This window comes from Natrialba sp. PRR66 (assembly GCF_034808065.1).
In the GTDB taxonomy this organism is placed as follows: Archaea; Halobacteriota; Halobacteria; order Halobacteriales; family Natrialbaceae; genus Natrialba; species Natrialba aegyptia.
Genome location: NZ_JAXHGN010000001.1, coordinates 642,245 through 668,408 on the forward strand (window position 1 = coordinate 642,245; position 26,164 = coordinate 668,408).

Below are 26,164 nucleotides of genomic sequence, written 5' to 3' on the forward strand. Positions count from 1 at the left end.
TTCGTGTAGGTGAGTGATAACTATCGGTATGGGGGGCTTCACACAGTCTATGATCGAGAACCTCATCGTGTTCGTGGTTAGCCTGCTCATCGGCGCGCTCGGCATCTTCCTCGGTGCCAGGTTCGTCGTCGACACGGACGACTACACGTACGCGTTCATCACGGCGTTGATCGGGGCGGTCGTCTGGGCGGTCGTCGGGTTCTTCCTCGGCTGGATCCCGTTGCTCGGCCCGCTTCTGGTATTCGTCGCGTACCTTGCTGTAATCAACGCTCGCTATCCTGGCGGCTGGGTCGATGCAATCGCGATCACGATCGTCGCCTGGATCTCGGTCCTGGTCATCCTGTACGTCCTCGCAGTCCTCGGCATCACCGGTTTCGAGGCCGCCGGCGTCCCGGGCATCTGATGGCGAGACGGACGTCGGCTTCCGCTGGCTTCCGCTCACGCATCGGCCATACCAGTTTCCAGTCGGATTACCGCTCACTGGTAAAACCGAATTACCGACGGCTACGGTATCCTTCGAAACCGGCCGGAGACGGCTCAGTATCGCGTCGGATTCCCGCACACACCACTTTCTGTGATATACTTACCAAGTAATAACAATACATGACCCATAAAAAATACTTTGAAGGCGGATGTCGACGGTTCAGAAACGAGTGAGCGAGTCTTCGTTCGTCGTCATCATGAGCATCCACTTCCCCATCACCGTCTCCGACGCGGGACTGCTTCGCTCGGCTAGCGACCACGCCGCGGTCGCTGAACGCGTCGGCTTCGAGCCCACTCTCTCTGCGGTGCCACTCCAGACTAGCGGCGGTGCTCACCTTGCAGCACTCCTCGGATTACTCCTCCTGACTGCCCTGGGCACGATCCTCGTCGCTCGAGACCGATTACAGAATCGCAGGGCCGACAGCTACGGCGATACCACCGAACACGATTACGACCACGACAGCGAGCACGGACCCGACTACAATCGTCGACACAAGCACAACCCCAACTACGACTCCCGCCGCGACGAGTTCATGACCGACCAGGAGCGGGTCCACAAACTCATCCGCGAGAACGGGGGGCGCATGAAACAGTCTCGCATCGTCGACTCGGTCGACTGGTCGAAAGCGAAGGTGAGCCGACTGCTGGCTGAACTCGAGGAGGATGATCAGGTTACCAAGTTACGGCTGGGACGGGAGAATCTGGTCTGTTTGCCGGGGCACGAGCCGACGGCGTCGAAGTCGCCGGAGCAGTCGAACGAGTAGTGAGTAGTGTATCGCACATCGCGTGTCGTGTGTTATGTTCGGTATGTTATGTTCGGTGTGTTATGTATCGTCTGTCGCGAGTCCGTGTACTGTGTGAGAATTGGGGTCACACACTGAAGGGCGACGACAAGTACGGTGTATGTCGAACGGCGACTGGTGTCGTTGTGGTTCTCAATCGGTCCTTTCTGCGGGCGACGGGATCGGCGTGTCTGGCGTCAGGAACGCGTAGTGTACAGTTTCCTGGCGAAATGGTTGTGGCGGTTTAAGCGCCACTCCAGCGATGAACGAGTGCCTTCAACGGCACACTATGAACGTACGCAAGAAGCTACTCGTACTGCTCATCACACTGATGATGATAACCTCGGGTGTTGCGATGGTCGCGGGGGCAACATCGGCGAGTGCCAGTGGAAACACGAGCGACCAGGCACACGAGGAGAGCAGTAACGAGGGAGAGACAGCAACCGAGACGACGGCGTCGGAGACGGAGATGGACTCGGGGGCGACAGACGAGGCGGAACCCTCCGATGAGACAGGAACGAACGGCGATGCAGAAGCCGGCGATAATGTAAGCGATGACGGACCGGCACAGACGGCGGCGGTAACCTTCGAAGACCAGACGACTGCGGGCGAGACGGTCGTTGTTGAGGAGGCGACGCTTCCTGACGGGGGTTTCGTGACGATTCACAACAGTAGCCTTCTCGTTGGAGAGGCTATCGAGAGCGTGATCGGTACGTCAGCATACCTCGAACCAGGGACGCACGAGAACATCGAGATTACGCTCGACGAGCCGCTTACTGAGGACGAAACGCTGGTCGCCATGCCGCACCTCGATACGAACGACAACCAGGAGTACGATTTCGTCGAGACTGACGGTCAAGAGGACGGCCCGTACGTCACTGATGCAGGCGACGCCGTCACTGCTGAGGCAGTTGTAACGGTCGAAGCGAACGGAACGGCCGACAACGGCGCCGCTGAGATGCCAGCTAACGACACCGAGTCGGCAGACGAGCAGCCGGCGGCTAACGAATCGGCGGACGAGAAACCGGCAGACGAGCAGCCAGCAGCTGAGCAGCCGGCGGACGAGCAACCAGCGGACGGCGAACCGGCAGACGATCAGCCAGCCGCTGATGCACCCGAAGACGAGCAGCCAGCAGATGAGCAGCCAGCGAACGAAACGCCTGCAGCTGAGCAGCCGGCGGATGACGAACCGACGGATGACCAACCGGTCGACGATCAGCCAGCCGATACCGCCGCTAGCGATGGTGAACTCACCGTCACGATCAACCGGGCGACCCTTGTCGCACACGGCTTCGAGTGCAGCGACGACGACGCCATGTCCGACGAGAAACAGATCGAAGTGACAATTGAACAGCCAACGATCGCCCCACTCGATCCAGACGGAATGGAGTCGTCCATGGGCGACCATGCCGGTGACGGTGCGATGCAACCGGACGGTGAAAACGAAACGGCTGCGGACACTGAGACAGAAACCGAAACTGACACTGACACTGAAACTACCACCGAGACTGAAACTGACACTGAAACCGACACCGGAACGGATACCGAGACGACTACCGAGACAGAAACGGACACTGAGACAGAAACAGACACAGACACAGAAACGGAAACGGACTCCGTTAGCACGGCATCCATCGAGAACGCCACCATCTTCGTCCTCCTCCACAGCGCAGACGACCTGCCGGCGGACGAGATGACCAACGGCAACCAGAGTGAGATCACGATCGAGCGTGCGACGATCTTCGTCCTCGTTCAGGGACTCGATTCAGCGGCTGACGAACAGGTCGACACCACCGAATCCGAGGACGAGATGGATGTCGAGACCGACACCGAAACTGACACCGAGACCGACACTGACACCGAAACCGACACTAACACCACCACCGACGACACCAACGACACTGAACTCGACGACGAAAACGAGACAGTCGAGACGGATACCGAAACTGACGCCAACGACAGTGAGTCAGAGACCGCGTGCTGTGGCGCTGAAGACGACAGCACGATGAACGAGACGGACACGACCACTGAAACGGAGTCATCGGAAACCAACGATACTGAACACGAACACGAGGAGAACGACACGACTGCTCCCGTTGAAAACGAGTCGGACGAAGCTGCCACGGCAGACACGTGCTGTGATGGTGGGGACGACGAAATGAACGAGACGGAGACGAACGATACCGAATCCCCAGAAACGGACGACGAGACCACTGAGACGGAACCATCGGAGGAGCGAGACGACCATAACGCCAGTGACGGTGCCGCAGACGATGAGCACGACGACGCAACCGATGAATCAGCGGTCGAAGATGCCGATGCCGATGCCGGTGAACACGAGATAACGATCGAACAGGCGACCATCTTCGTCTTCAGTGCTGACGACAGTGCCGATACTGGGGCCGAGAACGGTATCGACACCGGTGAAGATGGCCACGAGACGGATACCGATACCGAGGCCGATTCGGCGACGGCTGATACCAATGCTACTGACGACGGTATCGAAGACGACAACGGTGTCACGGAGAACGACTCCACGACGACCGGCATCGAGGACTCGGACAATGTAAGTACCGAGACCGAGACCGAAACCGAAACCGAGAACGGCGTTGAAGAGACGGATACCGAAGCGGACGACACAGACGACTACAACGATACCGAAACCAACGGCGATACTGACGAAGCGATGACTGACGATGCGGAAGAGACTGATGGCGATACCGAGACGGACACCGACACCGAGACGGAGACCGACACCGAGACGGAGACCGACACTGATACTGACACCGATACTAGTGACGACTCCGAGATCTCCGTTACGATTGAGCAGGCAACCATCATTGTTGTCAGTATGCACGACTCGGGAATGGACGACATGACGACGAGTTCAGCAGCCGAGGAGTCGGGACCGAGTGCGAACGTGGCTGCGGCACTCGCGTAAGTCGGAAGTGCTGTCAGCCGGCCGATTTTTTCGTTCCGTGTGGATCAGGTGCGTCGTGAGAGCGAACGTGGTAGCGTTGTGAGAGCGAACGTGGTAGCGTTGTCTCTGTTGTGGCGAAAACGATAGTTGTGGAAAGTGCAATTGTTGTGGAGAGCGCTGTAAACGGTGTTTCTTGGGCATTTGAGTTCGGCGACTGTTGAACGTCGCGGGTGGTGAGTACGGCGTGAAAAGAGTGTCTCTGCTGGCGGGAACGGCAGTGAGTGGCGAGAGTTCAAGCGAAGAGCCGGTAGAGGCTGCTCCCGGCGATGGCGACTAGAATGAGGACGCTCCAGAGGACGGGATCGAGACTGGAAAGCAGCGGGAGGTCGAGTCCGGTGAGGACGATAAGGCCGAGGCCGATGACGCAGGCGGCAAGGTGGAGTTGGAGAACTCGGGTGTAATCACCATCGTGGCCGTCAATATAGGTGATAACGTCCTCGAAGTTTGGCCCCGGTTGGATTGTTTTGGTGTCTGAGTCGTACTCGATAACTGCGTCTTCCTCGAGTTGAGGGAGATGCGTCTGTTGGAGGGAGACGTAGACGCTTTTGTAGAGGTTATTCGGTACTGAGGTCGTTTCGGACTCGGTGGCAGCGATTTCGGTTGCGATGTCCGAGACGTCGACCTGTCCGGATTGGTGTGCGAGTAGTTGGACGATTGCTCGCCGTCTGTCGTTGCCGAGAATGTGAAAGACTTCGCTTTCTGCGAGCGACTCGGGACGACTCCTCTGGACAGACATTGCTTATGTAACAGTTAGTTGTCGTGTCTCGACGCACAGTCCATCATCGTCTCTCATGCACGTCCTCCACTTTGCTGACCACTGACTTTAACCTGCGGTATTAGTTGTTATATGAATACGGTCGGAATCATCCGGCGATGAATGCGGTCAGAATGGTACAGATGGCAGCACAACGCGATCACGACCCGTTTTTCACACGGGTATCAATTCGATCAGGTCCAGCCGTCTGCGATAAAAACTGTACGTCGTTCGACCGGTTCTGGTCGTGTCTCGGCGGACAGTCGTGGAGTCAGTCGGATTCAGTACCGGGGAGGTGGCCACCGGATTGCATCTCACGATATGTTGTACAGGCCGGACAGCCGTGGACGATGTCACCGTTGTCGCCGAAGACGCGGGCGAACTGTTGGGTGACGTGTGTATCGCAGTTGCGACAGCGGGCACCTGCGGTCGACGATTCCATCGGTCGCCAGTTTTGGTGTGGAGAGTTCATGGGTGGATGGTGGGTATGGGAGCGGTTTATCGCATTCCAACCGAGGGGGGTAGATCCGAATAAAGGACTGCGACTGTTCACTCTCGTCGGTAGATCTGCACTGGAGAAATGCACAGTTTCCCGCCGAATAGCGCCGCTATTCGGATATCCAGGGCGGTCTGTTCGTAATTGCTGCAGGTCGGCCTCAAACCGAATTTGGATCGGTTGGACTGGGTTCGGTGGGAATCGGCGTTGTATCCAAGTCTCTCGCTGGTCGAAAGGGCTGATTTCGATATCGAAACCCCGTGTTTCGCGCCGGAATGCGTGACTTTCCGTCTCGAAGGCACATCGTTATAAAATACCGCTTTCGCTTACCAGTTTGATTGCTGGACCATACCAGGTGAGTACGACGATGTCCACGAAAGCGAGTAATACCCAATCGAACCCGGCGACTGAGTCGACAGTCCAACTCGACGTTCTCGGCGACGAATGCGCGCGGACGATCCTCGTCGCAACGAGTTCAGGACCGAAGACGGCGAAGGAACTGACCGATCGGACTGATAGCTCGTCCGCGACGGTGTACCGACGGATAAATAATTTGCTCGAGAGCGATCTCCTCGCCGAATGTGTTCGGTTCGAGGACGACGGATCGCACACGACGGCCTACGAGGCGACTGTTGAACAGGTGCGCGTCCGGATCGACGACGAGGGTATCGATGTCGCGCTCTCTGTGACGGACGAGTGACGGGCGATCGACGGAGTATGCGCGGCAGTGTATGCGTGTGTCTGTCATCCGCGCGTTCGTGATGGTGAGGTGACGGTAATTGGAGGAAACACAGACAAGCCGATATTCAGGGTTCTTGGACAGTCATGAACGGATGGTTGTCACGGGAACAATCGATTTAGACAGTTTGAAAAATACTGAAAGGAGTACTAACAACGCTGTATGATACGGATAACAAATATCTATTCTGTGGTACGGTCACTGTGATTGAGCAATGCACGATCTGACCGGTTTCCAGCGCGATTTGCTGTACGTCATTGCAGGCGCAGACCAGCCTTCTGGACAAACTGTCAAGGACGAGGTTGAGAAGTACTATAGCTCGGAGATCAATCACGGACGGTTGTATCCGAACCTGGATACGCTCGTCAACAAAGAACTGGTCGAGAAAGGACAGCTCGACAGGCGAACGAACTACTACGCGATTACTGATGACGGGCGCCAACAGATCGATGACCGGCGTGAGTGGGAGGAACAATACGTCGACTTCTGACTGCGGTAGCCGTCTTTTTCTGCAGTTCCGTATGCGTGCGGTGACGAGTTCAGAGCGACTGCTCGGGTCCGTGCGTCCCTGAGGATGGGGTAGAACATCCAAGACGAGGCGAGTCATCGGGAACTGCGCTTTGGTCATATACCGATCGCTGATAGTGAGATCAAAAAATGATTGTAGATTGAAATATAGCGCGCATAACAAAGCGGACATTCGTGGAGGCGAGAGACGAGATGGTTGTTACAGCGCGTTCGAGTTCCGTGACGAGTTCGACCGATGCGAGTAGTACTGGCCCCGTCGGGCGCGTGGGGGTGTTACACAGATGAGTTTACGAACGAGCACGCAGACTCGGCTCGGGTCCGTACGACGGTATCCGGGCGATCTGGCGATCGTGTCACTCGTTGCGATCGGCGCATACGTCGCCGTCACGAGTGCGGCTGACGAGACGGCACTGCGACTGATCGCGGCCCTGCCGCTCGTGCTGTTCGTCCCGGGGTATGCACTCGTCTCGGTACTGTTTCCAGCGGGCGAGCGCGACGCCCAGGAGACGACTGCGACGGCCGTCGATGCCGAAACCTATCCGCGCGGCATCGACGTGGTCGAACGACTCGGGTTGGCGCTTGCGGTTTCGGTCGCCGTCGTGCCCCTGCTCGCACTCGGGTTGGCGGTTACCGAGTGGGGACTCGGAACTGCGTCGACCGCGGCCGCACTCTGTGTGTTTACCGTCGTGGTGGCACAGATCGGCGTTATTCGTCGGCTTCGCGTCCCCGAGGCGAAACGGTTCCGGGTCGCGCCGCTTGCCGCTCTGGCCGGCTTTCGTCAGGGGGAGAGCGGAGCTGTAACCGTCACATCACTCCTGCTTGGAATTGCGGTCATCGTGGCGGCCGGAGCCCTCCTCGCTGGCCTGATCGCACCGGTTTCCTCCGGCGGGTTCAGCCAACTCGCCCTGTACTCCGAAAACGAGAGCGGCGATCTTGTCACCGGCGGCATTCAGGACGAAGTCGCACCCGGCGAGTCAGTCCCCGTTACGGTCGAAATGGAGAACCAGGCGGGTGAAGAGATGACATACACGGCCGTCGTCCAACAACAAACGCTCGAAGACGACACAGTCGTCGACCGAACCGAACTCGATACGATCAGTGCGACCGTTACGGACGGATCGAGTGTACAGGAAGAACTCGAAGTGACGCCGACGGCGGAGTCGGGTGAAACCGTTCGTATCAGCGTGCTCCTCTACGAGGACGAGCCGCCGAGCGAGCCGACGGCCGAGGACGCCCTCGCCGAGACGACCTTCTGGGTGACGGTGACCGAAGACGCCGGCGCGTAGCGGATTCGGTGTACCGCTCTTTCGTCGCTTCTTGATGGAGAGTGTCACGCTTTTTAGCCAGTAATTCAGCTGTGGCTTCGCGAACGGGTGACCGACGAGAGTTCTGCCGTCGCGACCGCCATCGCCACCGTCCGGAGTGGCGATTGCGACGAACTGGACCTATGTGACAATGACCGTGTCCGTGTTCCCAACATCTCAGAAACGCGGTTGAGGGGACCCGAGGCAGCTGTTTTGGTGCCTGTGAGGAAAACGGAGGCACTCGACGATATCGTGCCGGTCACTGCGGTCAACGCCGGGGTTGGGGGAGACAATCGCACCGGTCGAAGCGCTTGGTTGCGAGGGTGCGTTCGCTGAGCTAGTTGGTAGCGTTTCGAGTCCGAGCGATCCGAACGGATCGTCGCCGAGCAGATCGACGCTGCCCTGCGGACGAGCACGGCCCGATCAACCGATAGTATCACGCTCGCTTCCGAACACGCCTGTCGCCGATTCTGACGGAATGCGTTACAAACGGTTCGGGGTGCCGATCTCGTCTACTACCCGCGCTCGTTTTGGCGATGGTTGTGCGACTGGGCGTGATGACGTGTGCGGCGTAACCGGCTCTGTTACCCGTCCGTCCGTCAGTCAGCCCGTGTCGCGGCGTTCACACTCACCGGCGGGAGACGACGCGCCGACGAGTGGTCACGAACGGCTGTGAGAAGGGTGGGCGTTCGAACAGGGTCGAGGGCGCCCCTGTCCGAGAACACTATCGACTCGCGGAACCGAACGGTAGTTCGAGGTCCGGCCGCCGCGAGACGTGCTGTGCGATCGAGACCGCGAAGACACCGACACAGACTACAAGTGCGACAAACGGCGCGACAGCGGTCGTCAGCGGGCCAACGGCGAGCCACGCAACGGCGAATGCACCGACTCCGAGCGCCGAGACGACCGCGTAGAACCGGTGCCAGGGTCGCTGTGCACCGAGTCGTCGGTCGAGGTACGGCTCGAAGAGTTCGTCGCTCGGCAAGAGCGTGATGCTGTGGCTGTCGGGGTCCCAGTCGACGATGCCGTGGTCTTCGAGCATCGGCAGGTGAGTCTGGTACAGCGAGATGTAGACCCGTCGGCGCTGGGTCCGCGTGACATCGTCGGGATCGGTATCGTTCTCCCAGGCGGCGACCTGTTCGACGAGCGGTGCGAGGTCGCAGGTGCTGCCCTGGCGTTTCAGGTACTGTACCGCGCGACGCCGTCGGGCGTTGCTGAACACGTCGAAGAGTTCAGCCTGTGTGAACTCCTGATCAGACATGGGTGCCCTCACGGTCCCGAATCGGCTGTCGATCGGGGGTGTTCGAATACCTCACGTCCCCGAGTGAGAGACACTCGGCCTTTACTATCGCGCGGCTACCTGCTCGAAACCCGGTTGTACCGGTTAGCGCTCGTGAAAGACGCCAGATCCAACGATTCACGGCATCTGTGGGGTGATACGATCGATAGGAGTGTCGGGTGTGGCCCCTGCTGTAGGGAGAGCGTAGCCCGGCCGCGTCGCTGTAGTTCGTGGCTACGAACTCGTCAAGACGGGGATAACAAAACCTCGTTACCGGCTGTATCAGGACGATTCCCTCGCGGGTATCGAGTAACCAATGACACAGCATAACCGACGACGATCCGCCGCGGTGGCGTGTACGACGGGGCTTCTCAGTCTCGAACGGGCGATCGTCGACCGACCGCGACAGCGACGGACCGAGCGACAGTCACGCGGTGGAGGGCCGAACAGATGACGGCGTTCGAGTCCGGCGAGGACTGTACGATCGATCCCGAGGCGACGGTTGGCTACGGCGAGTTCGACGAGCCGACGCTGCTCGGCGACGGCGCGACGATCAGGGCCGGCTCGATCGTCTATGGCGACGTGACGATCGGTGACGAGTTCACCACGGGTCACGACGTGCTCGTCCGTGAGGCGACCGCGATCGGCGACGACGTGCTCGTCGGAACCAAGACGGTCATCGACGGGCAGACGACGATCGGCTCGCACGTGAGCCTGCAGACGAACGTGTACGTGCCGACGGAGACGCGGATCGGCTCGAACGTCTTCATCGGTCCTGGTGCGGTGCTGACCAACGACGAGTATCCGGTTCGTACCGACAACGGTCTCGAGGGGCCGACGATCGAGGACGGCGCATCGATCGGCGCGAACGCAACGCTGTTGCCGGGCGTGACGATCGGTGAGGGCGCGTTTGTCGCGGCTGGAGCGGTCGTTACGGACGACGTTCCGCCCGGACGGCTTGCGGTCGGTGCGCCGGCGACGATCGAATCGCTACCTGGGCCACTTGACGGACCGAACCAGCTCGCATGACTGAGAAATCGCCAGACGATCCGACGGAGAGTGAGGCGAAGCGCGACACGGATCGGCCGATTCGGCGGGATCGGACCGCACCCGACGGCGGAACCGAGGCCAGAACCGAGACGAGCGCCGTCGAACCCGTCGACGACGTTCCGATCGCGGATCCGGATCTCAGTTCGACGGAGATAGAGCGCGTTAGAGCGGTGTTGGAGGATGGAATGCTCGCCGACGGACCCGAAGTCAGGGCTTTCGAGGGCGAGTTCGCCGGATTCTGTCGGACTCAGGCCGCGGTTGCGACCTCGAACGGGACGACCGCCCTTCACGCCGCGCTCGAGGCGTTCGGCGTCGGCGAGGGCGACGCGGTCGTCACCTCTCCGTTCTCGTTCGTCGCGAGTGCGAACGCGATCCGGCTTACGGGGGCGACGCCAGTCTTCGCGGATATCGATCCTGATACGTACACGCTCGACCCGACTGCTGTCGAGCGCGTGCTGGCGGAACGCGACGACATCGTCGGCCTCCTGCCGGTTCACCTCTACGGTCTGCCGGCGCGGATGCCGGCGCTGTGCGATCTCGCCGAGGAACACGATCTCTTCGTCCTCGAAGACGCCTGTCAGGCCCACGGCGCGACGGTCGACGGCAAGCGCGTCGGCGGACTCGGCGACGCTGCCTGTTTCTCGTTCTATCCGACGAAGAACATGACGACCGGCGAGGGCGGCATCGTCACGACCGACCGCGAAGACGTTGCCGAGAGCGTTAGACAGTACGTCAACCACGGCCGGGCCCCCGGCGAAACCGGCGGCTACGACCACGTCGCCCTCGGCCACAATTACCGGATGACGAGCCTGGCCGCCGCCATCGGCCGCGTCCAACTCCAGCGCCTGCTCGAGTTCAACGAGGCGCGCCGGGAACACGCCGCCTCCTACGACGACCAGTTTGCGGAGTTGCCACTCGAGACGCCGACGGTGCCGGAAGGATACGGCCACGTCTATCACCAGTATACGGTACGGACCGAGGATCCGGCCGAGCGGGGCGCGCTCGCGGACGCGCTCGCGGAGCGCAACGTCGACTCGGCGATCTACTACGATCCACCCATTCACCGCCAGTCGGCCTACGAAACGGTGAGTACGGCTGCTGCGTCACTGCCCGAGGCGGAGCGAGCGGCCGAGACCGTCCTCTCAGTGCCCGTCCATCCGGGTCTCTCCGAGCGCGAGCGCCGAACCGTCGTCGAAGCCGTCCACGATCACTTCAATCTATGAGTACGGAACGAACTCGATCTCCATCGACACGACCGATCCGGGTCGGCGTCATCGGCGTCGGCTCGATGGGGGAGAACCACGCGCGCGTCTACAACGAATTGCCCGGCGTCGAACTCGTCGGCGTCGCCGATCACGACGCGAGCGTCGCAAAGCAGGTCGCCGCGGAGTACGGCACGGCGGCGCTCGACAGCGAGACGCTGTGCCGGCGCTGTGATGCCGTCACGGTCGCCGTGCCGACCCAGGTCCATTACGAGACGGTGTCGACCTGTCTTGACGCCGGCGTTCACGTGCTGGTGGAAAAACCGATCGCCAGAACCGTCGAGGAGGGTCGCGCGCTGGCCGAACAGGCGCGGGACGCGGGGCTCGTCCTCCAAGTCGGCCACATCGAGCGATTCAACCCGGCCGTCCAGACGGTGATGGAACTCATCGAGGACCTGGACGTGATCAGTCTCGAAGCCGAGCGCCTGGGTCCGCCGGTCGACCGGACGACCCGCGCAAACGTCGTTTTCGACCTGATGGTCCACGACGTCGACATCGTCGGCTCGATCCTCGACGACCGGCCCACCTCGGTCAACGCGATCGGCACCGACGACGGCCAGTACGCGACCGCAACGATGGCCTACGACGATGTCGTCGCCTCGCTGACCGCGAGCCGCGTCACCCAGAAGAAGGTGCGCAAACTCACCGTCACGGCCCGCGAGTGTCTCGTCGAGGTCGACTACCTGGAGCAGTCCGTCCTGATTCACCGCGACTCCTACCCCGAATACCTCACCGACGACGGACCGAACCGCTACCGCCACGAGAGCGTCGTCGAAAACGCCCGCGTCGACAACGGCGAACCGCTGCGCCACGAACTCGAGTCCTTCGTCAACGCGGTTCGAACCGGCGTCGAACCGGCAGTTACGGCCGAAGACGGCGTCAGAGCGCTTCGGACCGTCCAGACAATCGAATCGCTCGTCTCGGGGGAGACCCCGCGCCGAGAACAGGAGGTGGAAGCCTGATGCAGACGGGTGACGCGCCTGAACAACCGGAATCGGTCCGGGAGACGGCACTCTACGGCACGGCCGTCCCTGCCGACCGTCAACGAGAGCGCCTTACCGACGGCGACGTTCCCGTCGCCGTCTACGGGCTCGGGAAGATGGGCCTTCCGCTCGCAGCCGTCTACGCCGAAACAGCCGGCAACGTGACCGGCGTCGACATCGACCCCGCCGTCGTCGAGACGGTGACCGCCGGCGAGAGCCACGTCGTCGGCGAACCCGACCTCGCCGAACTCGTCGCCGAACAGGTCCGGCAGGGACGGCTCGACGCCACGACTGACGGCCCCGCTGCCGCCGCCGAGGCCCGAGTTCACGTCATCATCGTCCCGACGCTGCTAGACGAGGAGAACGAGCCGAATCTGACGACGGTTGAGTCCGTCGCCGCGGACATCGCGGCCGGCCTCTCGCCCGGCGACCTGGTCATTGCCGAGTCGACCCTGCCGCCGGGAACCTGCCGGGACGTACTTCAGCCGTTCCTGGCGGCCGAAAGCGGACTCGATGCCGAGGAGTTCGGCCTCGCGTTCTGTCCCGAGCGGACCTCCTCCGGAACCGCGCTGCGGGACATCCGCGGCCAGTACCCGAAGGTCGTCGGCGGCATCGACGACGAGAGCACCCGCGCCGCGGCGCTCGTCTACGACGAACTCTCGGCCAACGACGTGCACCCGGTCGCCGACGCGACGACCGCGGAGGCCGTCAAGGTGTTCGAGGGGATCTACCGCGACGTGAACATCGCGCTGGCGAACGAACTCGGCCGGCTCGCGGACGACCTCGGCATCTCGGTTCGCGAGGCCATCGAGACGGCCAACGACCTGCCGATGTGCCAGCTCCACGACCCCGGTCCCGGCGTCGGCGGCCACTGCATTCCCTATTACCCGCACTTCCTGCTCTCGCAGATGGACGAGCCGATGGCCCTCACGCGGACGGCGCGAGCGGTCAACGAGTCCATGCCCGCGGTCGTCGTCGACCGACTCGAACGCGAACTCGCGGCCGTCGGCACCGATCTGGACGGCGCGTCGATCGCCGTCCTCGGGATCACCTACCGTCCCGGCGTCGAGGAAACGCGGGCCTCGCCCGCGCTGGGGATTATCGACGAGCTTCAGGAACGCGGTGCCGACGTTGCTGGCGTCGATCCCCTGATCGACCCCGCCGACTACGGCGCGCGACCCCTTTCGATCGACGAGTTCGAATCGTCGGCAGTCGACGGCGCGGTCGTCGTCACTCCCCACGACGAGTTCGGTCGCATCGACTGGGACGCCGCGGAACCGATGGTGGTCGTCGACGGTCGGGACGCAACTGAACTCGAGGAGACGCCTCACCGCGTGTACACGCTTGCGGGGTCGCGACGCGGCCGGCCGCCGCGGCCCGGCGCTCGAAGCGCCAGCAGCGAGGGTGATGCCAACCCGTCGGACGCCGTCAGCGAGGAGAGCGACGGTCGGCGGCTGAGCGAGGACGCCGGCGGCGACTCGCCGACCGAATCAGCGGCGAACCGAACGGATGGTGGAACCGATGTACAGGGGTAAATCGATCGGCGTCGTCGTCACGGCCTACAAGGAGTCGGCGTTCGTCGATCGGGTGATCGAAACGGTGCCGTCGTACGTCGATCGGATCTACGCCGTCGACGACGCCTCGCCGGACGATAGCTGGGCGGTGATTCAGCGGGCTGCAGCCCGCATCAACGCCGAAAGCGAGCCGGAACGAGCCGTCGCCGACGGCGGCGACGGTCGTCGCGTCGTTCCGGTCCGTCACGACGAGAATCGGGGCTACGGCGCGGCGGTCAAGACGGGATACGAGCGCGCCGCACGCGACGGGATCGACGTCGTCGCCGTCATGAACGGGGACGGCCAGATGGATCCGACGATCCTCGAGCGGATCATCGATCCCGTCGTCGACGGCGAGGCCGACTACGCGAAGGGGAATCGGCTGCTGTACGCCGAGGACCGCGAAGGAATGTCGACGTTCCGGTTCGTCGGCAACGCGCTCCTCTCCGGACTCTCGAAGTTCGCTTCGGGCTACTGGACGATCAGCGACCCCCAGAACGGCTACACCGCCATCTCGCGCGAGGCCATCGACGAACTCGACCTGGACGCGATCACGGACCAGTACGGGTTTCTCAATCACCTCCTCACGCACCTCAGCGTCAACGACTGCCGCGTCGCCGACGTGTCGATGTCGGCGCTCTACGGTGACGAGGAAAGCAGCATCAGGTACGCCCCGTTCGTTCGGTTCGTCTCGCTGCTCCTCCTACGGAGCTTCTACTGGCGGCTCAAACGCCAGTACGTGATCGAGCGCTTTCACCCCGCCGTCCTGTTCTACGGGGCTGGAACGGCCGGACTCGCCGTCGGGAGCGGCGGCCTCGCCGGTTCGATCGTTCAGGCTGCACGCGGTAAGGACGGGTTCACGGGCGCGCTCGCATCCGTTCTCGCAGTACTGGTCGGCGTCGTCTCCCTCGGCGTCGCGATCTCGATGGACGCAGCGGAAAACGAATCGCTCCAACGAACCCGGTACGAGGACAGTACCGACCGCGAACGAGCCGCCCTCGAGCAGCCGGCCGACCCGAATCCGACAAGTTCGTCCGAGTAGCCTGTTTTTCCCCTCTCCCACCGTCACCGTCCCGCCGACCGCGGGCGCAACACCCCGCGCGCCGGTGAGTCGAGTGCAGCGAGATCCCCGCGGGCCTCGGCGACCGCGACGAGTAGATCGGTCAGGTTCACGAGATCACCGACGTACGCCTGCCGGCGGCGCTGCCAGTGGTTGGTGGCGTCCATCCGCACGAGTTCGACTGCCCGGTCGCAGAGTGCGGGGTAGTCGTCGAACTGCTCGGCCAGGCCCGCGCGTTCGAGTTCGCTGAACTCGCCGTACTCGTGGTCGTCGGTTCCCTGGTAGCGAAGCGCCGGCGTCCCGAGCAAGCCGGCCTCGTTGACCATCGTGCCCGTATCGGCGACGAGCAGGTCGGCTCCCGCCATCGCGTCGTGGATCAACGCCGGATGGAGGTCGTAGGGTCTGGCCGGTAGGTCGCCGAAGTCCATCGTCCCGCTCTCGTCCGAGACGAAGACGGTCGCGTGCTCGCTCAGTCGTTCGAGGAGATCGCGTCGCTGGTCCCGCGAGAAGCCTTCGATGCCGGCATCGTGGAGTGCGTCCATCGCGTTGAAGCGAACGAGCGCGTACGACTCGTCCGGATCGAGCGCGAGGAACTCGTGAATCGCTCGATCCGCCTCGAAGACGTCGGGGTGGAGATACGCACACTCCTTGAACCCGTCGAAGGTGTAGTGGTCGTCGCCGAGGTCGCGACGCGTGACTTCCGGCGACAGGATGCAGTCGGCGAACGGTCGGGAGACGGTGTGATTGAAGTCGCCCGGCTCGTCGTCCAGCACGAGGACGACGGGCGTTCGGGTGACGGTTCCCGCCAGCGCGGCGTACGGGCCACGACCGAAGACGACATCGGGATCGAACCGTCTCGCCTCCCAGACGATCCGGCCGAACTGCTCGCCCAGTTCGCGAGCGAGTTGCGGTTTCGATGGTGCGCGCGTCTCGTGGGTCCCGTACCGCCGGTAGGGCAGCCCGAAGAACTCGAGTAGGTCGGTCGTACAGGCGTACTCCCGGGTCAGAACGAGCACCTCGTGACCCGCCTCCGCGAGGTGATCGACGGCGTGCCGATACAGATGCACGTGCGCGGGAGTGTTGGCAAAGACGAGAACTCGCATCACCCACAGCTAGACGCTTGGGCTGCTTTGTAATCGTACACGTACAGTAGCACGTGTAAAACGCCCATAATCAGTATATTCACTCCCGTCTGACCGTTCAGAAAAGGTTCTGGATAACAAAACGCCGCCGGTGAGAGACACCGATACCGAGATGCACGTGCTCACGCTGACGACGAACGCCGATGCGCCGTTTTTAACCGAGCAGATGCGTGCACTCGAACGGCGCGGCGTCACCTTCTCGACGCTATCGGTGTCGGGAACGGTCGACGGCGAAACGTCGCGAAGCCCGCTCGAGTACCTCAAGTTCTTCCCCTCGGTACTCCGCGAGGCCGGCAACGGCTACGACCTGATCCATGCCCACTACGGCCTGACGGCACCGATGGCGCTCGCACAGGTTCGCAAACCCGTCATCCTCTCGCTGTGGGGCTCCGATATTTACGGCCCCGTCGAACCGGTGAGCCGAGCCTGCGCGCCGCTGTGTGATGAACTCGTGGTCATGTCAGAAGAGATGCGGACGTACCTGGACCGGGACTGCACCGTGATCCCCGACGGCGTCGATCTCGAGAAGTTCCGGCCGAGCCCGCAACGTCGCGCCCGCGAGACGGTCGACTGGGACGACGACGCTCACCACGTCCTCTTTCCCTACACGCCCGAGCGCGAGGTGAAGAACTACCCGCGAGCGCGGCGGATCGTCAACGCGGTCAACGGTCTGGTCGACCGCCCGGTGCGGTTGCACACGGTTTACGACGCCGACCACGACGAGATCCCCGACTACATGAACGCCGCCGACGCCCTGCTGTTGACCTCGCACAGCGAGGGCTCGCCGAACTCGGTAAAGGAGGCGATGGCCTGCAACCTGCCCGTCGTCGCGGTCGATGTCGGCGACGTTCGAGAGCGACTCGAGGACGTCTCACCGTCCTGTGTCGCAACGAGCGACGAAGCGTTGATCGACGGCCTCCGAGACACCCTCGAACGCGGCGATCGATCGAACGGCAGGGAGGCCGCACAGGAGATTAGCGTCGACCGGACGGCGGAGCGCTGGCTCGACGTGTACGAACAGGTCGCGTACGGGAGCTACTGAACTCGGTTCGATCGCGCGGCGCACGTGCAACCGGCGTCACCGAGTAAGAACTCCTCTCGTCTTCACCATTCGTGCCGCGGCGCATTCGAGTCAAACCGGGGCAGTCATGCTTCTGGAACAGACGGAACGGTGACAGCTACACACCGATACCGCTCCGCTCGCCTCCCGCTCACCTCCTGCCTCACCGACGCGTCGTTCGATACCACTCGATCGCCGCCGGCAAGTGCGCTTCGAGCGGCTGATACTCGTATCCGAGTTCATCTTTGGCCTTGCGCGAACTGTAGAACAGTCGTTCGGTCGCGAGTCGCGCCATCTTCCGATCGAACGGGAACACGTGCTGTTCCGTGACCGTTCCCACGACTTCCGCGACCGGCCCGGCCGCGTGAATTGCCGCCGCCGGCACCTGCACGCGCGCCGGTGAGCCGTCCCCGGAGTCCGCGATCCGCTCGATCGCCTGCTCGTAGGTGAGGTTCTCGCCGCCGAGGATGTAGTGCTCGCCCGACTCGCCGCGTTCGTACGCCGCCAGCAGGCCGCCGACCACGTCGTCGCGGCCGACGATGCTCAGTCCGCCCGGCAGGTAGGCCGGCATCGTCGGCTCGAGCCCCATCGAGAGCAACTGCGCGGTGAACTCGTCGTCGCCCGGTCCGAAGACCGATGTCGGATGGACGGTTACGGCGTCGCCGCCCTCGGCGGCGTACCTGTCGACAAACTGCTCTGCAGTCGCCTTCGAGCGCTGGTAGGCACCGATCGGTTCGACGAGGTCCGTCTCGGTCGCGAGTTCACCGGGTCGGTCCGGGCGGCGGGTGCCGGCGGTGCTGGTGAAGATCAGCCGGCCGGTGTCGGCGTCGCGGCAGGCGTCGAGGATGTTGCCGGTACCTTCGCGATTGACGCGTTCGACCGTTTCGGGGGACGCGCTCCAGAGGCCGACGCCCGCGAGGTGGAAGACGGCGTCAGCGCCGTCGACGAGTTCGTTGAGCGTGGGTCGATCGAAGAGGTCGCCGACGTACCAGTCGACGCCGTCACGGATGGTCCGTTTGCGATCGGAGGTGGGGCGACAGAGGCCGCGGACGGTCCAGCCGTCAGCGAGGAGCCGGTTGCAGAGCGCGGTGCCGAGAAAGCCGGTTGCGCCGGTGACGGCGGCGGTGGGGGTGGCAGTGTCGGTTTTGGATGTCGTGTCAGTTGTGGTGGTGCCAGTACTGGTGTCGGTGCTGGTGCCTGATTCCCTCCCTCGTTTGGTCCCGGCCGCAGACCCGTCAGCATCCGACTCCGCCTTCGATTCCGCCATCAGTGCCCACCTCGCGCGTCGAGCTGTGGCGGAACGGCGTCCCCGCCGACCGCAGCGTAGAGGCGGTAGGCGGCCGAGACGGCGGGGTGCGTTGCGTCCGACGGCGGCAGCGACGCACCGTCGAGTTGCTCCCGAAGCGTCGCGAGGTGCTGTTCGAAGTCGACGCCGCTGGCGTCCGCTGTGGGTCCGACCGGTGTGACGCGAACCGTCGATAGCTCGCTGGCGCTGTCCGCCGTCCCCATCGCCTTGAGTTCAGCTGCGCGCGCCCGATCGGCGGTGTTCGACAGGCCGAGCAGCGATGCGCCCAGGGTGTCGACGGCGGGCGTCGGACCGGCAAACAGGGTGTTCGCCGCGTAGGGAGACTCGCCGTAGGCCGTCGTCGCGTCGAGCAGAGAGCTGCGGGGATCGATCGCGTGGGTTGCTGCAACGGCGGTTGCCGCGGCGTCGGCGACGGCGTCGACAAGCCGCGCGAGCGTTCGCCGTCCGCCCGCGAACGCCCCAGCGTCGGTCGGTCGAAGCGTCGGAACGGTGATCACGGCGCTTTCTCGGAGGCGCACGGGAACCGATACCGCGACAGCGTGGTCGTCGTTCGTGAGGACGTATCGCTCCCGTTCGAGGTCGTCGTCGCTACAATCGACGAGTTCAGCGCCGGTGCGTGCTACCAGCGACGGATAGCCGAGGTAGTCAGTCGTGCGCTCGAACGCGATGGCCGCTGAACTCGTGCCGGCGACGGCGAGTTCGGCGTCCGTCCGGTCGTCGAGGAGGGAGAGGGTTGCGCCGACGAGGGCGGGATCGGTCACCATGCCGGTGGAGGGGTGGAACGGGTAGTGCGTGTCGGGAACGAGAGTGATTCGCCCCGGGTCGGCGGTCGAAAGCTCGTCGAGGGTCGGCGAGAGAACGTCCTCGACGGACGGCTCGTAGGCGGCCATCCGTGCGTCGATATCGGGATTCCAGCGTCGAGGGGGCGCGTCATCGCCGTTTCCGCTGTGACCGTCGCGCGGGTCGTGCGGTTCGGTGCCGTCGGTTGTGACGGTGTTGGGGGTGTTGGGGGTGTCGTCGTCTGTCCTTTCGCCGGCCTCGATGACCGTTCCGCGGACGACCGGCTCACCAGTCATCGCGTCACCTCCATCGTTTCGAGTTCGGTGTCGTCTCCCGCGGCGGCCAGTTCGTAGGCGGTTTCGGCCAGTTCGAGACTCCGCTTGCCATCTTGGCCGTCGACCGGCGGCCGGTCGCCGTTGCGAATTGCGTCACAGAACGCCGAAAGCGCCTCGTAGTGGGCCTGCAGGTAGAACGTGGGGCCGAAGACGTCGGATTCGGAGCCGGTGACTCTGCTCGCGACGTTCGAGAGCGCGGATTTGGCTGCGCTCGCGTAGAAGTTTCCGGGGAGGTGGTCCTGGTTGCTGATCGTCCCGGTGACGCCCTCGAGTCGGAGACGCGTGTTCACTTCGGGAAGCTGTTCCCACTGATAGGAGCCGCAGTGGAGCGTGATCGTCGTCTCCGTCTCGGGTGCGCGCAGGAGGACCGTCGCCGCGTCCTCGACGGGGATATCGAGCGTCGTACCGGTCGTGGCGTCGCGGACTTCGAGGTCGCCGAAGAGCCACTCGAGTACGTCGAAGCAGTGGATGCCGAGTTCGAGCAGCGAGCCGCCGCCGGCCGCGTCGGCGTCGAGCGGCCACGAAGGGGGCGCGTGTTCGACGGGCGGACGGCCGAGCGGGCCGTCGTTGAGCCGCGTAATCGAGGCGTACGGAACGTGACCGACGGTCCCGTCCTCGTACTCGGATTTGACGCCGATCATGTCCGGCTGGTAGCGAAGCGTGTGGTCGACGCCGACGGCGATGCCGGCCTTGCGGGCCGTTTCGAGCAGGTTGTCGGCTTCCTCACTCGAGCGCGCGAGCGGTTTTTCGACGAACACGTCGACGTCGTTCTCGGCGGCTCGTTCGACCGCGTCGGCGTGGAGAAACGGCGGCAGCGCGACGACGGCCGCATCGAGTTCTTCCGCGTCGAGCAGCGTCGTATAGTCGTCGTACGTTTGTGGGACGCCGGCGCGTTCGGCCCGGGTGCGGTTCTCGGGCATCGCGTCGGCGGCGGCACGAACGTCGACCGCGGCCATCGAAAGCGCGGATTTCAGGTGAACCATGCCGATATTGCCGACGCCGAGCACGCCGAGCGCGAGGCCGCTCGAGCCGGATAATCGACTGCAAATTGCAGAGCACATCTACGCAAGAACGGGCCGTGGGTGGGCTTTGTTATCGCCGTCGTACACGCTGTCCGGTCAGTCGTCGCTCGTCCGCCCACCGTCGACGGCGATGGCCCCGCCGTCGACGCCGTGGGCGACGGCCACCCGTCTCGCAACGTCGCCCATCGTTTCGACAGTCAGATCGGTCTCCGCCCGCCGTCGATCGAGGTATTCGAGAATCGCCCGCATGCGCCGGTCGTCGCGGCGGTGCGTGAGGTTGTTCGGATGCAGCCACATGTGGAAGATGCCGTCGCTACCGACGGCCTGCTCGATCCCCCGTCTGGCCTGGACGACCATCGGATCCTGCCAGATCGACTCCGCAACCGTCCGTGCCGGCCCCTCGAAGCCGAAGAGAAATAGCGAGGCCGGCACGTTCACCAATCCGAACTCGTCTCTGTACGGCTCGACCAGCATCGTCTGGTCCCGAACCGTCGAATCGAAGAGCCCGCGCACGCCGTCGTGCGTCGGCGACCGCCCTCTGTACGCGCTGATTCCGAACTCGGCGAGCACGTCCCGGTGGCCGATATTGTTGCGTGGATAGATGAACGAGTCGACGGGCTGACCCCACGCATCCGCGATCTCGAGACTCCGTTCGAGTTCAGCGACGGCGAGGTCGCGGTCGGTCTCCGGGCGGCCGAAGAGGACGTGCGAAAACGAGTGGCTGGCGAACTCGTGGTCGACGTCGGCGGTCAGCAGGGCATCGACGAGATCAGGGCCGAATCGGAGGTCGGGACGGTCGTTCCAGTCGGTTTGCTCGTATTCGAACCAGCCGTCGGGAGCGGGGTGATCGGCGTGGACGCGGTCGCAGTCCTCGAGCATGAGATGACCGACGACGGCCCAGGTGGCCGGGATTTTGTATTCGTCGAAGAGATCGAGCATGGTCGACCAGCCGCGGCGGCCGGCTTCGACGCGGTCGGCGGGCGGTGTTTCGAGATCGTGAAAGCCCCAGCCGAGTTCAGCATCGAGCGAACAAACGACGCTACCCATCGTTCCCACCACGCGGTCGTAGCATACACGTGGCGGATTTGATCTGCCGGTTTTGTTATTGGTCCCTTTGGGTGTGCAGGCGCGCGACCGCAAACAGTATGGTGAGCAAACAATCACGCCGTTGCTGGGAGGACGAAGTAACGTGACCGAACAACGGTCGTTTCGGCTGATCAGTCCGTGAACGTTGTCTATAACAAAGCGATCATGCCGACACCTCCACGACAGCAGGTTTCTCGACAATCATGAGCGGATCTACTCACCGGACCGGACGAGCGTTCGTCCTCGGCTTAGACGGCGTGCCGTGGCGGTTGATCGAACAGTGGAGCGACGAGGGGGCGCTTCCCAACTTTGCCCGGCTTCGAGACGAGGGCGCGTCCGGGACCCTCGAGAGCACGCGCCCGCCGACGACACCGCTCGCGTGGCCGTCGATCGCGACCGGCGTCTGGCCGGACAAACACGGAATCTACGGCTTCCAGAACCTCTCTAGAACCTACACCCACGAGATGTACACCAGCCACGACGTGACCCAACCCACCCTCTGGGATCTCCTCTCTCCCGCCCACGTCGGCAACGTTCCGATGACCTATCCCGCGCGTGAACTCGACGAGGACGGCACGATGGTCACCGGAATGATGACGCCCTCGACCGACCAGGACTTCACCCACCCGCCCGACCTCCAGGCCGAGATCGAGTCTCGGGTGCCCGACTACGAGATCAGTCTCGACTACCCCGAGTACGCCGACCGACTCGACGACTTCGAGGTCGCCGTCGACGAGATGCTGGCCAACCGCCGCGAGGTCATGGACATCCAATTTGATCGGGCGGGCGCGGATTGGCGGCTGTTCTTCTTCGTCTACACCGCCCCCGACCGGTTCCAGCACCTCATCTGGGACATGGACCGGCTCCTCGATCACTACCGCAAACTCGACGCCATCCTCGGCGACGTGATCGAGTTCACCGATCGCCACGACGCCGATCTCTACGTCGTCTCCGATCATGGGTTCGGCTCGATCGACGAGCTGGTCTACATCAACCACGTGCTGGAACGAGAGGGCTATCTCGCCAGACGCGAGGACGAGGGCACGCGGGGCGCGCTCGCGAGTCTCGGCATCTCTCGCGACCGGATCACCGACGTGCTGGCGCGGGTCGGCATCTCCGAGGAACTGCTCGTCTCGACGCTCCCCCGGACGCTCGTCGACTCGGTCGCTGAACAGATCCCCGGTGATCACGCCCTCTACGACGTCAACTACGAGGAGACGACCGCGTTCGTTCACGGTGCCGGCAACTGCTACGTCAACGACACCGACCGCTTCGAACACGGCATCGTGCCGCCGTCGGAGATCAACCGCGTCAAAACCGAACTCACCGAACTCTTCGAGTCCGTCACCAACGAACAGGGGGATCGCGTGCTCACCATCGCCGACGGCGACGAACTCTTCCCGACTGACGGCGGTTCGCCTGATCTCGTCGTCAACGGCGTCGATGGCTACGACTGCCGGAACGCGATCACCGACCAGCTGTTCGGCGATACCGGGACGTACGCGGCCAGCCACCGGAGCGAGGGAATTATCCTCTGTCGGGGACCGTCGATCGAACCGGGAGCAACCCTTCGCGGTGCCCGCGTCGTCGACGTTGCGCCGACGCTGCTCCACGGCATCGGCGAACCGGTCCCGAAGAACGTCGACGGGCGCGTCCTCTTCGACGCGTTCGATTCGGCGGCGACACCCTCGCAGACGAAAGTGGAGCGCGCTCCCGTTACACAACCCGAAAACGGGAACGAAGAGGGCGTTGACGAGGACTTTACGGAGGTCGAAGACCGCCTGAAGGGCCTCGGCTACATGGAGTGATCGCCCGCCGGGTCGTCGCTTCGGCCGCTCCGCTCTCGTCTCGATAGTGACCGGTCCAACGCTTGCAAGCACAGCGGCTACCGTTCTCGCGACCAACTACCCACTATGGTCGACGACGACCTCGAACTCGAACGCGATCTCGGTGAGGCAACGATCGTCTACGACGAACCCGACGAGGGAACGGTCCGAAAGACCGTCCCGAACGAACACGTCGCCTACTTCCAGGACCACTGGATCATCAAGACCGACGAGGACGACGAGGGCAACGATATCGTCCGGCGAATCCCGTCCCGACGAGTTCACTACGTCGAACGCTCCGTCGAGGAGTTCCAGTCGGAGGTCAAGACACTGGCCGATCAGGTACAGTCGGTCGCCTCGTCGCTCCGGACGAAGATTCCGGTCGGCGGGGAGTCGGGGAGCCGGGGCGGGAAAACGGCGGACCGAAGCGAGACCGACGAGGAGGTTCACCCGATCGAAATCACGCCCGGACGGGCGGACGAGTCCGATGTGGACGCGGATACGGATGCGGATACAGATGCGGATCGAGACGCGGACGCCGATTCCGACACCGACAGCTAAGCAGATCGCCGACTCGAATTCCGCTTCACTCGCGGAAAATCGCCGTTCACGGCTCCGCTCGTCCCTTCTTATCGCCCCAGCCGAACCCGGTGAAGGCCGGTCTTCATCGTCTTCCAGACCGGATACGCCGCGTTGTAGACGCTCGCCGGCGCGTTTCTCGCGCCCGCGCGAAGCATTCTATGCGATAGCGGCGGCCCAGAGTCGGAGACGAGTTCATCCAGGTTCGCCGTCTCGAGCCATGCGAAGAACTCGCGCTCGGCGGCCGATTCGGGCTCGCGGTCCGTCTCGCGCACGCGCTCGCGGATATCTTCCCACATGTAGCGTTCGTCTTGTCCGAGCACCCACGTCCCTCGCTCGAGATTGCGCCGGAGGTCGTGGTACTCCGCGTCGGTGAACGGGTAGCCGTGAGCCTGCGGATCGAGCCCCGAGAGGCGGAGGCCGACGGCGGTCCGATAGCACTTTTCGCACCGGCCGCAGTTACCGTCCAATCGCGTGTTGCAGGTCTGGAGTTCGAGATCCGGGGCCTCGCGCTCGACGTAGTCGGCGATCAGATCGAGGCGCTCCTGGCGGGTGAGGTCGTACGCGTCGTGGTGACACTGCGTGCCGGTCCAGCGGACGTGATTGTCGATGTCGGGCCGCGAGCCCCATTCGAGGTCGATGCCGTCCCAGTGGGTCGCGGCGACGTACAGGTCATCGATGTCGCGGGTGTACGCCATCGGCGCGCAGAGGCCGAGCAGGCCGAGGCCGTGGCCGACCGAGCTGTACCAGCCGCCGTCGACGTAGCGTTTGTAGTGAGCGAGAAGCATTGCGTGGTCGAGCGCCGACAGGGCGTTCGTCTCGAGGAACGCCGTGTCGAGGTCGCGCTCGTCAGCGAACGCCGAGACGCGCTCTCGCAGCGTCGCCCAGTCCTCGTCGTCGGCCGGGTCCGGCGTGATCGTCCAGCCGCGGAGGCTGACGAGCGTGGGCGCTTCCTCGCGGTGGCGGACGTACGAACAGGTCGAGTCGACGCCGCCGGTGAAGAGAAGCGCGCTGTCGCTGCCGTCGTCGCTGTTGTGAGTGCTGCCGTCGTCGGTGCCGGTTCCAGGAGCATCGTCGGAACCGTCGGAGCGCTCGCCATCGCCATTGCCAGCGTCATCGCTATCGTGAACTCGACGGGCGTACAGCTCGCCACCCTCGAGAAAGTCGTGCATTCGACACAGCGACTCCTGAACCGCCGCAATCGCGTGCGCGAACGACCCGTCGACCGTCTCGACGTACACGTCCGCACCGTTCGCCCAGGCGACGGGACACACCTGTGCGAGGATCGGAATCACGAGAATACCGTCCGGAACGGATTCGATCGAACGGTCGTAGTCGACGGTGATCGGCTCACCGGTGAAAAAGCGCTGCAGATCGGACGACGGGTGCACCTCGCACGCGAGCGTCGACCCCGAGACGGTCGGCCGGTCGAGAGTGATCGATGACATAGCTGAACTCGTTGTCCCGAGGACTACGGAGGGCTACAAAAACCATCAGAACCGTTGATCGGTCGGGGACGATGAAATCGATCCATAGCCGACCCTCCGCTGTTCGACAACGACGCCGTACACGATACAACGTCGCCCTTCAACGGCCGTGGCTGTCGAACGGGTTCCAGCGCAGTCCCCCGAGTTCAGCGTGTACGACAACCGTACCGGGCACACGATGATGCCGTGTGACGGCGGATGCGTATCCGGCCAACGCCGTGTCATCGAGTGTCGAACCCGTTCGTTTTTCCTGCATTCACACCCTGTCTGATAGGTTCCCTATAACAA

General features: G+C 63.3%; 23 protein-coding genes. 14 read left to right on the forward strand and 9 right to left on the reverse strand.

Translation table 11 applies throughout. The features are described 5' to 3' along the window. Positions 1-49: 49 nt before the first annotated feature. The 3 genes from SM755_RS03070 (at position 50) to SM755_RS03080 (ending at position 4,206) form a co-directional block, all read left to right on the forward strand. Positions 50-403, forward strand: coding sequence for a hypothetical protein (locus SM755_RS03070; RefSeq protein WP_323171394.1), 354 nt, complete (start codon positions 50-52; stop codon positions 401-403). A 250-nt stretch (positions 404-653) separates the two neighbouring features. Further along, positions 654-1,247, forward strand: coding sequence for a hypothetical protein (locus SM755_RS03075; protein ID WP_323171395.1), 594 nt, complete (start codon positions 654-656; stop codon positions 1,245-1,247). 307 nt (positions 1,248-1,554) lie between these two features. Then, complete coding sequence (locus SM755_RS03080) at positions 1,555-4,206, forward strand: hypothetical protein (RefSeq protein ID WP_323171396.1); 2,652 nt, start codon at positions 1,555-1,557, stop codon at positions 4,204-4,206. A 271-nt stretch (positions 4,207-4,477) separates the two neighbouring features. On the opposite strand, the gene SM755_RS03085 is transcribed toward SM755_RS03080, so the two are convergent. Further along, the gene (locus SM755_RS03085; RefSeq protein WP_323171397.1) at positions 4,478-4,981 is read right to left on the reverse strand and encodes an ArsR family transcriptional regulator; all 504 of its coding nucleotides are present in this window, start codon (positions 4,979-4,981) and stop codon (positions 4,478-4,480) included. Positions 4,982-5,270: 289 nt separating this feature from the next. Next, positions 5,271-5,471 (reverse strand): hypothetical protein, encoded by a 201-nt coding sequence (locus SM755_RS03090; RefSeq protein ID WP_083867392.1) that lies wholly within the window; start codon positions 5,469-5,471, stop codon positions 5,271-5,273. Positions 5,472-5,862: 391 nt separating this feature from the next. On the opposite strand from SM755_RS03090, the gene SM755_RS03095 reads away from it, so the two are divergent. The 3 genes from SM755_RS03095 to SM755_RS03105 all read left to right on the forward strand — a co-directional run bounded on the left by SM755_RS03095 (position 5,863) and on the right by SM755_RS03105 (position 8,048). Further along, a complete protein-coding gene (locus tag SM755_RS03095; RefSeq protein WP_323171398.1) occupies positions 5,863-6,195 on the forward strand; it encodes a helix-turn-helix domain-containing protein in 333 nt (110 codons plus the stop codon). Between the two features lie 253 nt (positions 6,196-6,448). Continuing rightward, positions 6,449-6,724 carry a PadR family transcriptional regulator gene (locus tag SM755_RS03100; RefSeq protein ID WP_006109692.1) on the forward strand — a complete coding sequence of 92 codons (276 nt, stop codon included), beginning with the start codon at positions 6,449-6,451 and terminating at the stop codon, positions 6,722-6,724. Positions 6,725-7,043: 319 nt separating this feature from the next. Then, on the forward strand, positions 7,044-8,048 hold the full coding sequence (locus tag SM755_RS03105; RefSeq protein WP_323171399.1) for a DUF1616 domain-containing protein: 1,005 nt from the start codon (positions 7,044-7,046) through the stop codon (positions 8,046-8,048). 742 nt (positions 8,049-8,790) lie between these two features. On the opposite strand, the gene SM755_RS03110 is transcribed toward SM755_RS03105, so the two are convergent. Further along, a complete protein-coding gene (locus SM755_RS03110; protein ID WP_006664218.1) occupies positions 8,791-9,327 on the reverse strand; it encodes a hypothetical protein in 537 nt (178 codons plus the stop codon). A gap of 468 nt (positions 9,328-9,795) precedes the next feature. On the opposite strand from SM755_RS03110, the gene SM755_RS03115 reads away from it, so the two are divergent. From SM755_RS03115 to SM755_RS03135, 5 genes are read left to right on the forward strand one after another with little or no spacing between them, the layout of a single operon-like run. Continuing rightward, positions 9,796-10,374: an acyltransferase gene (locus tag SM755_RS03115; protein WP_323171400.1), complete on the forward strand. Its 579-nt coding sequence runs from the start codon at positions 9,796-9,798 to the stop codon at positions 10,372-10,374. Next, positions 10,371-11,618: a DegT/DnrJ/EryC1/StrS family aminotransferase gene (locus SM755_RS03120; RefSeq protein WP_323171401.1), complete on the forward strand. Its 1,248-nt coding sequence runs from the start codon at positions 10,371-10,373 to the stop codon at positions 11,616-11,618. Before SM755_RS03115 ends, SM755_RS03120 begins: the two co-directional genes overlap by 4 nt. Then, positions 11,615-12,619 (forward strand): Gfo/Idh/MocA family oxidoreductase, encoded by a 1,005-nt coding sequence (locus SM755_RS03125; protein WP_323171402.1) that lies wholly within the window; start codon positions 11,615-11,617, stop codon positions 12,617-12,619. The genes SM755_RS03120 and SM755_RS03125 overlap by 4 nt, the downstream gene beginning before the upstream one ends. Continuing rightward, a complete protein-coding gene (locus SM755_RS03130) occupies positions 12,619-14,175 on the forward strand; it encodes a nucleotide sugar dehydrogenase (RefSeq protein WP_323171403.1) in 1,557 nt (518 codons plus the stop codon). Before SM755_RS03125 ends, SM755_RS03130 begins: the two co-directional genes overlap by 1 nt. Then, positions 14,162-15,235, forward strand: coding sequence for a glycosyltransferase family 2 protein (locus SM755_RS03135; protein ID WP_323171404.1), 1,074 nt, complete (start codon positions 14,162-14,164; stop codon positions 15,233-15,235). Before SM755_RS03130 ends, SM755_RS03135 begins: the two co-directional genes overlap by 14 nt. Before the next feature lie 23 nt (positions 15,236-15,258). Here the strand turns inward: SM755_RS03135 and SM755_RS03140 are convergent, their stop codons facing one another. Next, the gene (locus SM755_RS03140; protein WP_323171405.1) at positions 15,259-16,356 is read right to left on the reverse strand and encodes a DUF354 domain-containing protein; all 1,098 of its coding nucleotides are present in this window, start codon (positions 16,354-16,356) and stop codon (positions 15,259-15,261) included. Between the two features lie 151 nt (positions 16,357-16,507). Between SM755_RS03140 and SM755_RS03145 the strand changes: the two genes are divergently transcribed. Continuing rightward, positions 16,508-17,437 (forward strand): glycosyltransferase, encoded by a 930-nt coding sequence (locus SM755_RS03145; protein WP_006664211.1) that lies wholly within the window; start codon positions 16,508-16,510, stop codon positions 17,435-17,437. Between the two features lie 181 nt (positions 17,438-17,618). On the opposite strand, the gene SM755_RS03150 is transcribed toward SM755_RS03145, so the two are convergent. Genes SM755_RS03150 through SM755_RS03165 form a run of 4 tightly spaced genes read right to left on the reverse strand, consistent with a single transcriptional unit; the run spans position 17,619 to position 21,945 of the window. Then, the gene (locus tag SM755_RS03150) at positions 17,619-18,722 is read right to left on the reverse strand and encodes an NAD-dependent epimerase/dehydratase family protein (RefSeq protein WP_323171406.1); all 1,104 of its coding nucleotides are present in this window, start codon (positions 18,720-18,722) and stop codon (positions 17,619-17,621) included. Continuing rightward, complete coding sequence (locus SM755_RS03155) at positions 18,722-19,837, reverse strand: hypothetical protein (RefSeq protein WP_323171407.1); 1,116 nt, start codon at positions 19,835-19,837, stop codon at positions 18,722-18,724. The genes SM755_RS03150 and SM755_RS03155 overlap by 1 nt, the downstream gene beginning before the upstream one ends. Further along, positions 19,834-20,937, reverse strand: a complete 1,104-nt coding sequence (locus SM755_RS03160) for a Gfo/Idh/MocA family oxidoreductase (protein ID WP_323171408.1) — start codon at positions 20,935-20,937, stop codon at positions 19,834-19,836. The genes SM755_RS03155 and SM755_RS03160 overlap by 4 nt, the downstream gene beginning before the upstream one ends. A 57-nt stretch (positions 20,938-20,994) precedes the next feature. Beyond that, complete coding sequence (locus tag SM755_RS03165) at positions 20,995-21,945, reverse strand: polysaccharide deacetylase family protein (RefSeq protein ID WP_323171409.1); 951 nt, start codon at positions 21,943-21,945, stop codon at positions 20,995-20,997. A gap of 242 nt (positions 21,946-22,187) precedes the next feature. Here SM755_RS03165 and SM755_RS03170 point away from each other — a divergent pair, with 242 nt between their 5' ends. Both SM755_RS03170 and SM755_RS03175 read left to right on the forward strand, forming a co-directional pair. Beyond that, positions 22,188-23,792, forward strand: a complete 1,605-nt coding sequence (locus SM755_RS03170; protein ID WP_323171410.1) for an alkaline phosphatase family protein — start codon at positions 22,188-22,190, stop codon at positions 23,790-23,792. 105 nt (positions 23,793-23,897) lie between these two features. Further along, entirely contained in the window at positions 23,898-24,371 is a 474-nt protein-coding gene (locus SM755_RS03175) for a hypothetical protein (RefSeq protein ID WP_323171411.1), read from the forward strand. Between the two features lie 68 nt (positions 24,372-24,439). Here SM755_RS03175 and SM755_RS03180 read toward each other — a convergent pair whose 3' ends face one another. Continuing rightward, positions 24,440-25,837 carry a hypothetical protein gene (locus tag SM755_RS03180; RefSeq protein ID WP_323171412.1) on the reverse strand — a complete coding sequence of 466 codons (1,398 nt, stop codon included), beginning with the start codon at positions 25,835-25,837 and terminating at the stop codon, positions 24,440-24,442. Positions 25,838-26,164 lie beyond the last annotated feature (327 nt).

What these genes read in the sequence shown, in the direction of transcription:
- SM755_RS03070 (WP_323171394.1), top strand. Translation starts at nt 50, where the DNA reads ATGATCGAGAACCTCATCGTGTTCGTGGTTAGCCTGCTCATCGGCGCG.
- SM755_RS03080 (WP_323171396.1), top strand. Translation starts at nt 1,555, where the DNA reads ATGAACGTACGCAAGAAGCTACTCGTACTGCTCATCACACTGATGATG.
- SM755_RS03085 (WP_323171397.1), bottom strand. Translation starts at nt 4,981, where the DNA reads ATGTCTGTCCAGAGGAGTCGTCCCGAGTCGCTCGCAGAAAGCGAAGTC.
- SM755_RS03090 (WP_083867392.1), bottom strand. Translation starts at nt 5,471, where the DNA reads ATGAACTCTCCACACCAAAACTGGCGACCGATGGAATCGTCGACCGCA.
- SM755_RS03095 (WP_323171398.1), top strand. Translation starts at nt 5,863, where the DNA reads ATGTCCACGAAAGCGAGTAATACCCAATCGAACCCGGCGACTGAGTCG.
- SM755_RS03100 (WP_006109692.1), top strand. Translation starts at nt 6,449, where the DNA reads ATGCACGATCTGACCGGTTTCCAGCGCGATTTGCTGTACGTCATTGCA.
- SM755_RS03105 (WP_323171399.1), top strand. Translation starts at nt 7,044, where the DNA reads ATGAGTTTACGAACGAGCACGCAGACTCGGCTCGGGTCCGTACGACGG.
- SM755_RS03110 (WP_006664218.1), bottom strand. Translation starts at nt 9,327, where the DNA reads ATGTCTGATCAGGAGTTCACACAGGCTGAACTCTTCGACGTGTTCAGC.
- SM755_RS03115 (WP_323171400.1), top strand. Translation starts at nt 9,796, where the DNA reads ATGACGGCGTTCGAGTCCGGCGAGGACTGTACGATCGATCCCGAGGCG.
- SM755_RS03120 (WP_323171401.1), top strand. Translation starts at nt 10,371, where the DNA reads ATGACTGAGAAATCGCCAGACGATCCGACGGAGAGTGAGGCGAAGCGC.
- SM755_RS03125 (WP_323171402.1), top strand. Translation starts at nt 11,615, where the DNA reads ATGAGTACGGAACGAACTCGATCTCCATCGACACGACCGATCCGGGTC.
- SM755_RS03130 (WP_323171403.1), top strand. Translation starts at nt 12,619, where the DNA reads ATGCAGACGGGTGACGCGCCTGAACAACCGGAATCGGTCCGGGAGACG.
- SM755_RS03135 (WP_323171404.1), top strand. Translation starts at nt 14,162, where the DNA reads ATGTACAGGGGTAAATCGATCGGCGTCGTCGTCACGGCCTACAAGGAG.
- SM755_RS03140 (WP_323171405.1), bottom strand. Translation starts at nt 16,356, where the DNA reads ATGCGAGTTCTCGTCTTTGCCAACACTCCCGCGCACGTGCATCTGTAT.
- SM755_RS03145 (WP_006664211.1), top strand. Translation starts at nt 16,508, where the DNA reads ATGCACGTGCTCACGCTGACGACGAACGCCGATGCGCCGTTTTTAACC.
- SM755_RS03150 (WP_323171406.1), bottom strand. Translation starts at nt 18,722, where the DNA reads ATGGCGGAATCGAAGGCGGAGTCGGATGCTGACGGGTCTGCGGCCGGG.
- SM755_RS03155 (WP_323171407.1), bottom strand. Translation starts at nt 19,837, where the DNA reads ATGACTGGTGAGCCGGTCGTCCGCGGAACGGTCATCGAGGCCGGCGAA.
- SM755_RS03160 (WP_323171408.1), bottom strand. Translation starts at nt 20,937, where the DNA reads ATGTGCTCTGCAATTTGCAGTCGATTATCCGGCTCGAGCGGCCTCGCG.
- SM755_RS03165 (WP_323171409.1), bottom strand. Translation starts at nt 21,945, where the DNA reads ATGGGTAGCGTCGTTTGTTCGCTCGATGCTGAACTCGGCTGGGGCTTT.
- SM755_RS03170 (WP_323171410.1), top strand. Translation starts at nt 22,188, where the DNA reads ATGAGCGGATCTACTCACCGGACCGGACGAGCGTTCGTCCTCGGCTTA.
- SM755_RS03175 (WP_323171411.1), top strand. Translation starts at nt 23,898, where the DNA reads ATGGTCGACGACGACCTCGAACTCGAACGCGATCTCGGTGAGGCAACG.
- SM755_RS03180 (WP_323171412.1), bottom strand. Translation starts at nt 25,837, where the DNA reads ATGTCATCGATCACTCTCGACCGGCCGACCGTCTCGGGGTCGACGCTC.